The sequence below is a fragment of the Thiorhodococcus minor genome, from assembly GCF_010820565.1.
Classification (GTDB): domain Bacteria; phylum Pseudomonadota; class Gammaproteobacteria; order Chromatiales; family Chromatiaceae; genus Thiorhodococcus; species Thiorhodococcus minor.
On record NZ_JAAIJQ010000154.1, the window covers coordinates 1 to 5,484 of the forward strand.

9 protein-coding genes and 1 pseudogene are annotated in these 5,484 nt (G+C 62.6%); 1 reads left to right on the plus strand and 9 read right to left on the minus strand.

From position 1 onward, the window contains the following. Nucleotides 1-391: 391 nt before the first annotated feature. From G3446_RS27760 to G3446_RS28485, 8 genes and pseudogenes are all read right to left on the minus strand, one after another. Nucleotides 392-790, minus strand: a complete 399-nt coding sequence (locus G3446_RS27760) for a hypothetical protein (RefSeq protein WP_209262635.1) — start codon at nt 788-790, stop codon at nt 392-394. After that, a complete protein-coding gene (locus G3446_RS29340; protein WP_425338434.1) occupies nt 676-975 on the minus strand; it encodes a biotin/lipoyl-binding protein in 300 nt (99 codons plus the stop codon). The genes G3446_RS27760 and G3446_RS29340 overlap by 115 nt, the downstream gene beginning before the upstream one ends. Nucleotides 976-1,224: 249 nt before the next feature. Continuing rightward, complete coding sequence (locus G3446_RS25315) at nt 1,225-1,578, minus strand: potassium channel family protein (RefSeq protein ID WP_164456454.1); 354 nt, start codon at nt 1,576-1,578, stop codon at nt 1,225-1,227. A 64-nt stretch (nt 1,579-1,642) separates the two neighbouring features. Further along, nucleotides 1,643-2,425, minus strand: a complete 783-nt coding sequence (locus G3446_RS25320) for a DUF3313 domain-containing protein (protein WP_164456458.1) — start codon at nt 2,423-2,425, stop codon at nt 1,643-1,645. An 18-nt stretch (nt 2,426-2,443) separates the two neighbouring features. After that, nucleotides 2,444-2,575: pseudogene (locus G3446_RS29345) on the minus strand (phosphoketolase family protein); the annotation flags it as partial. 94 nt (nt 2,576-2,669) lie between these two features. Further along, nucleotides 2,670-3,188, minus strand: a complete 519-nt coding sequence (locus tag G3446_RS25330; RefSeq protein ID WP_164456455.1) for a SulP family inorganic anion transporter — start codon at nt 3,186-3,188, stop codon at nt 2,670-2,672. Nucleotides 3,189-3,201: 13 nt separating this feature from the next. Further along, a complete protein-coding gene (locus G3446_RS25335; protein WP_342450243.1) occupies nt 3,202-3,897 on the minus strand; it encodes a PPK2 family polyphosphate kinase in 696 nt (231 codons plus the stop codon). A 9-nt stretch (nt 3,898-3,906) separates the two neighbouring features. Next, nucleotides 3,907-4,122 carry a hypothetical protein gene (locus G3446_RS28485; RefSeq protein ID WP_245232759.1) on the minus strand — a complete coding sequence of 72 codons (216 nt, stop codon included), beginning with the start codon at nt 4,120-4,122 and terminating at the stop codon, nt 3,907-3,909. Between the two features lie 89 nt (nt 4,123-4,211). Here G3446_RS28485 and G3446_RS25340 point away from each other — a divergent pair, with 89 nt between their 5' ends. Further along, the gene (locus G3446_RS25340; RefSeq protein WP_164456456.1) at nt 4,212-4,460 is read left to right on the plus strand and encodes a hypothetical protein; all 249 of its coding nucleotides are present in this window, start codon (nt 4,212-4,214) and stop codon (nt 4,458-4,460) included. 246 nt (nt 4,461-4,706) lie between these two features. On the opposite strand, the gene G3446_RS25345 is transcribed toward G3446_RS25340, so the two are convergent. After that, a complete protein-coding gene (locus G3446_RS25345; protein ID WP_164456457.1) occupies nt 4,707-4,892 on the minus strand; it encodes a hypothetical protein in 186 nt (61 codons plus the stop codon). Nucleotides 4,893-5,484 lie beyond the last annotated feature (592 nt).

Sequence of the window (5,484 nt, forward strand, 5' to 3'; positions counted from 1 at the left end):
CACCCTGCTGACACAGGCCGTCCTCGCGCTTTCCGATGCCGTCGAGGCGGTACGGCCAGACCGACAATTTCCACGCCGCAATCCCGGCAAGCTCAAGCCCGGATTCCACCCGGCGTACTGCCGGACGGCTTAAGTCCATGGCATTGGAGACCGGCCTGTTCCACCAGCACCGACAGCAACAACGGTCTATCGATGCTCCCGGCCGAGGCAACAGCAATCGACCCAATCCAGCCGCTGATGTCTCGAGGATTCAGGTCCGCATTAGAACGGACGGCCAACACTCGTCACGTCCACGAGTTACAGATTCTGTCTCCAGGGCTCCGCTCCCTCAACATCGACGCCGTCCGCTGCGCTTGCCAAACCCGATCATGGGGTAGTCGCTCTTAGTCAATCACGGCGTCGGCTCGTTAGACACGGACCCGGAACCGCTTCGCGTCCCGACAGTGACGAGCAGGTCGGGCACCACGTCCACCGTTCTTGCGCTCGGGTCGGGTTCTGCGAAGTCGCTCTCTGTCTGGAATACCCTCAATCCGAATATGGGAATCAGCGACAGCAAGTGGTCGAAGATCGTCGCCTGGATGCCTTCGTAAAACGCCCATCGGGTGTCGGTGGTGAAGCAGTACAGCTCCAACGGGATGCCGGTCTCGGTCGGCTGCAACTGCCGCACGAGGAGGGTCATTGCGTCATGGTGGTTCTTCGGGTGTTGTTGCAGGTAGACGAGGCACTTCTGGCGGAAGAGGCCGCTGTTGGTGACGAGCAGGCCGTTGGCGCATTCTGGATTATCAGCCACGGCCTCCCTTCCTGGGACGAACTGGCCCCGACGGACTGGGTGGCGGATTGCAGCGCGGAACGCGCCTTCTCCACCTCCAATGCGAAGGGGCGCTGATCGATCCGGGCGAGCAGGTCGTCGCCTTCGACGAGCTGCGCGTTGGTTACCGCCAGCGCGGCGACGTAGCCGGAGACCTGCGGCACCACCTCGATGACAATCGCCTTGACCCGCGCGAGCGACGTGTAGGGCGTGATGCGATCGGCGAACAGGTACTAGACGAACAGCAGCAGCGCCAGGACGGCGACAAGTCTTGTGGTTGTTTTCATGGGTTGGCGTGCCATGCGTGTGTGATTGTTTCAGGTCTCGTCTGCATCCGGCAGAGAAGTCGCGATGGCGAAGGTGAATCGGCCGAGGTCGGAATGCGGCCGACCGGCGCAGCGCTTCGGTGCGGGCCGTCAGTCGACATCGGCGTCCGCAATCTTGGTGTCGCGACTGAGGCGCTGGCCCCGAATCGCCGTGGCGACCGCCTTGCTGGCGATGGCGACATAGAGGCCGGTCGCGCCAACGCCGATAATCGCCGATGCGATGCTGGCAATCCGGCCGAGGGTCGTCACCGGCGTCATGTCGCCGTAGCCCACGGTCAGTCCGGTGATCAAGGTGAAATAGGCGGCGTCCCCCAGGGTCCAGTCTTCCGCCCAGGCCAGCGTGAGCCCCAACAGCATCAGGAGCAGGCACAGGAACACGAAGACGTGCCGAACGAAGCGGGCGATCACATAAAAATTGTTTACGAACAGCAATAGATCGCGCATCGATTTGCAGCCCTCGCTGCCGAAACCAACGACGAGCCCTGAATGGGCGCGTCTTTGTCTCAGCCTAGTTCGCCGCCCCCACGCCACGCAATGCGGCCAGGCGCTGGGCCGTCAGCGCGGCCCATTTGTCGAATGCGTTTTTCGCATAGGACCAGCCCTGGAAGGCGCTCACGTATCCGTTCGCCCAGGTCTGCGCCGCGCCGGCGGCACCGGCGTCCAGGGCGGCCGCGTACTTGCGGCCGACCTCGGTGTCGCGGCACTCGGCCAGGATCTTCCCGGAGGCGCCGTCGACGAACTGCATCTCCATGCCAGTCTCGCCGAGATAGGGGGTCGACCCGGCGGGCCGGCCGGTCGCCACGCCGGACCCCGCCTCGGCGACGAAGCCGTAGGGCACCACCGAACCTGCGACGCTGCGGGTCACATCGGTGGGGACGAGATTGGTCAGCGCGATACGCAGTGCGAGCACCCCTGGTCCCGGTTGCTCGACTACCTGCATCTGCGGCTTCAGCGCCTTCACCAGTGATGCGTGGAAGTAATCCGTCAGCATCTTCAGATCGGTCGGGTCGACTGCCTCTTGCTGGCCGGGCTTCAGGCTGACCTTGATCCGCGCGATCAGTACCTTGTCATATTGCTTGACATCAAGGCTCGGCTGCCGCCAGCACTGGACGCCCTGCGTCCAGGAAACAGGGGCCAGGCGCCCGTAGTCCGACAGGAAGCCGCTATGCGTCAGGCGGGTCGGGTCGCTCGCGGTGACGCTGGTGCCATCGCCAAGGAGACTGGAATCCGTGGCGCAACCGCCCACGAGAACCGCTGCGGCAAAGGCAATAACGCAAGACAACCGCACCATCGCGGAACGGTTTTCGATGAGGGGCTCGCGCAGCAGCGGATTGTCGAGCAGATAGATCATGCCCGCCGCGAGATAGCTGCAGGCGCGCCAGTAGGCGTCGACCTTGGTCAGCATGTCGGGGGAGAGCGGCGCTGAGGCGCTGTTGGACATGGATTGTTCCTCGCTTGCTGGTATCGTGGTTCAGGGAATTATTGCAACCTAGGGATTCCTTCGTCGCACGTATAGAGTCCCTTTCGGGTCAGCGTCATCCTGTGTGTACCGTTCCTTCGCCGAGGCCTGAGGCATCAGGCACAGGACCCGTGCCCACCTGCTGCCGGTAGGCCTCCAAGACGTTCTCGATGGTGTCGTAGAAGGCGTCCTCGTCAAAGAGCTGGCCGAGCTGATAACTGCTCTCATCTTTGACGTCCTCCATCACCTGGGCCACGACCAGGCGTATCCCCTTGTCCTTCAGGATGCCGAAGATCGAGCGCAGGGTCTCCGCCGCCGAGAAATCCACGTCGTCGACCGCGGAGGCGTCGATGCAGAGCCAGCGCAAGGGCGGCTGCGCATGGTTGGCAAGTTCCGTGATCTCCTCCGACAACTGCTCGGCGTTGGCGTAGTATTGGAGGTCGATGAGATCGACACCGATCAGGAAGACGACGGCCGCGAGCACCGCCTCCGGCATATAGGCCAACGGGGCGGTGAGGAACAGCAGTACCACGAGCACAATCGCCGTCGTGACCAGGAGCGAGAGCTGGGAGCTGGTGTCCGTTGATCCTCTCACTCCATGCGTCCTGCTAGCTCTTCTTCTTCTTTTTCTTCTTCGCGCCCTTCTTACCCCGCTTGCGCTCTGACTCGTCGGTCTCTGCCCCTTCCGCCCCGGTCCGCTCCTCCTGCACGATCGCGTGGTACTTCTGCTTGATCACCTCGATATCGACCGTCGGCTCCGGGAACTTCATGCCCAGCGACTCGAGGGTCTCGGCGACGATGCGGGAGATGGCGAGGTTGCGGAACCACTTGTGATTGGATGGGATGATGAACCAGGGGGCGTGCTCGGTGCTGCACTTGCTGATCGCATCCTCGAAGGCCTCGGTGTAGGCGTCCCAGAACGGGCGTTCGGCGTAGTCGCCATCGCTGATCTTCCTGTGGCGGGCAGGGTCGTCGATGCGTTGCTTGAAGCGCTCGAGCTGCTCTTCCGGGTCGATGTGCAGGTAGAACTTCAGGATGTGTGTGCCGTTGTCGGCGAGCGTCTTCTCAAAGTCGTTGATCTGCGCGTAACGCCTGGACCACACCGCCTTTGGCACCAGGTCGTGCACCCGCACCACCAGCACATCCTCGTAATGGGAGCGGTTGAAGATCGCCACCTGGCCCTCGCTCGGCGTGTGTTGGTGATAGCGCCACAGAAAATCGTGGGCCGCCTCGTCCTTGCTGGGCACCTTGAAGCCGGTGACCGTGCAGCCCTGCGGGTTCATCGCGCCGAGTACATGGTTGATGGTGCCGTCTTAGCCGGCCGCGTCGCGCCCCTGCAGGCAAATCAGCAGCGAGCGCTTGCCCTCGGCGTACATCAAGTACTGCAGGTCGTGCAGCCTCTGACTGTACTGCTCGATCTCGGGCAGGGCGTGCTCGTGGGATTCGTGCTTGTCCTTGAAGCTGGCGTCGACCTTGGCGAGGTCGACCTTGCTGCCCGGCTTCACCCCGAATTGCTTGCTGTAGTTCATAGTGGTTGATGGTCTGCGTTTGTGGAGGTGACAGGTGCGATGGTTGCCTTGCTTGCCCGGAAGTCGGAGCGCCGATCCGGGGAGCAGCGATGCGCGGGTTAGGCGGCGACCTTGGCGGCCTGGGCAACGCCGCGCGCCGCATGCCGCCCCTTGAGAAACCGCTGATACCAACGCGGCTGGCCTTTTTCTTTGCCAGCGCCTGGGCGCCGAGGGAGTTGGTGACCGTGATCACCGTCGGCATGGCCACCGGGATGGAGGCGATCAGCAACACCAGCACCATGCGGGCGATGTCGGCCAGGTCGGCCCACTGCCAGGCGGCCTGCACCACCATGTCTTGATAGAGCTCGAAGCCCACCAAGATGACGCAGAGCGCCACCGAGGTGGCAACGCCGCGGCCTGTTGGCGGCTGCGGTCCAAGAACTCGTGATATTCGTACGCGCGACATGACAGTAGCATTACGGTTGGCATCCCCCAACCGTCCCGAAAGGGACTCTACCTTTCCGTCCCAGCGTGTCTTACAGTCCTCTCGACGAGCTGATTCTGGGAGGCCACCGCGCGAGCGTGGGCGATCCGGGCCGAGGGTTTTACGAATCCGCGACCGGCTGAAAGACCTCGACCTGGTTGCTGATGCCGAAAAGAACTTCCTGCTTATCACGACGGACGGTGCGATCGACAAAAACGCGCTCAACGGTCGCGCAGAAGCCGAAGGTGCCGGCGGGGGCCTCTTGGAGCGCTCCTCCCCTCTCACGCAATCTGGCGACGAGTCGCATCGCCACTCCATCCCAAGCTCGCCACCGCCGCCAGTGAAACAGGTCCGGTTCATGCTGCGGACCTCGACGTCGGCTCGCCCTGCGCCCAGGGAAGAAAACATGCCTGTCAGCGATTCGAAGTTACCCATGACTCCGATGATTATCCTGTGGCTCTGCTTTGCGCTCCTCTAAGGGCACTCGCAAACCGAAAACCCCACGCTCAAAAACGATTGAACGCCCTTTTCCCGAGGGCCGGAGAGGCCCAACCAACCTTCATAGAGGCTATAGAAACATGCCGAGAATTCCCTTGCTGCCATCCATGACCGGTGCCGCGCTCGCGGTGCTTCTGGGGTCACAGTCCGCAGTTGCGGTCCAGGATGAAGATATGAATTTCGACACCACCGAGGACCTGTATTAGGTGTGCTCAGTTCAGCCGGGTGCAGCGGAGTCTGTTGCGGCGGCCTTCGCCTGCCGAGGGTTCATCGAGGCTGCAGTTCAGTATCACGATGCGGTGACCGATCGGAAGACCCTAAAGCCATATCGTTACCCATAAGTCCCACTCACGGATCGTTGCGCCTCCAAGGCGAGCACAAAGTCGGCTGCGCGCTGCAGA